Here is a 956-nt window from a genome sequence, read left to right as displayed (position 1 = left end):
CGGGTTTTGTGTTCCGGCAGCGCATACGGCGGTGTGTTGGTGGCGTGGTAGGTACGGCCGGTGATGATGGGTTGATCCGGATCGCCATCAAGGAAGCTAACAATCACTTCATTGCCGATTCGCGGCAAGGCCATAAAGCCATATTGGCCACCGGCCCAGCCTTGAGATACGCGCAGCCACGCGCTGCTGTGTTCGTCATTTTTGGAATAACGGTCCCAGGGGAATCTTACTTTCACGCGGCCGTAGTCGTCGCAGTGAATCTCCTCGCCTTCCGGGCCGGTCACAATGGCCATTTGCGGGCCGTCCATTAGCGGTTTGTGGTTGCACAATGGCCGCCAGGTTTTGTCGGCCGGGGTGGCGGTGAATTCGTTGTGGTAACTGGTGGGTTCGCTGCCACCCTCTTCTTCCAGGGCCTGGGGCTGTTTTCCGGTGTGGGTGATGGCGGTGAGCAGCCATTCCCGGTTCAGGCTTTGACTATCGTGGTTTTGCAACTCGACTTTGGCACCGGCGGCAAAATCCGGGCGGTTGCTTTTGCCTTTGGCGACGGAAGCATCGTTTCTGAGGGCGTCTAACCGAGTCTGGGTAAATGGTTGGCCGCTGGCGTCGGCTTTGTAGCGGCCGGGGTAGTCGTAATGCTGGTAGTCTTCTCGGTGGTTTACAGCGCCAGCGCTCTGTTCGTGCGTCAGAGCGTAAGCGGGGTTCTTGAAGGTGTAATCTTTCATCGCCACCGATGACGCCCGTACCCGCTCTTCGTAGGCGAAGCTGAAGATGCAGGCCTGTCGGGTACTGCCTCCGGCTTTGGTGTTGCACTCTACCAGGGCGAGTTTGGGTGCATCACCGTGATGGTCTGCAATGACGAGCGCCGGTTGTTCTTCACCATCTACGCTGCCGTGTTGGTAGCGGTAGTGCCAGCCTTCTTCGGCGGCCAGTCGTTCGACAAATTGCAGGTCGGTTTC

General features: G+C 58.4%; 1 protein-coding gene. It reads right to left on the bottom strand.

What is annotated here, in order from left to right; all coding sequences use genetic code 11:
- Positions 1-956 (bottom strand): type VI secretion system tip protein TssI/VgrG (gene tssI, locus JAO79_RS16165; protein WP_199008261.1); only part of this gene is annotated, 956 nt, incomplete at both ends.

It is taken from the genome of Marinobacter litoralis, from assembly GCF_016427555.1.
Taxonomy (GTDB): domain Bacteria; phylum Pseudomonadota; class Gammaproteobacteria; order Pseudomonadales; family Oleiphilaceae; genus Marinobacter; species Marinobacter litoralis_A.
The sequence above is the reverse complement of the archived record's forward strand: the minus strand, read 5'-3'. Positions and strand labels throughout refer to the sequence as shown.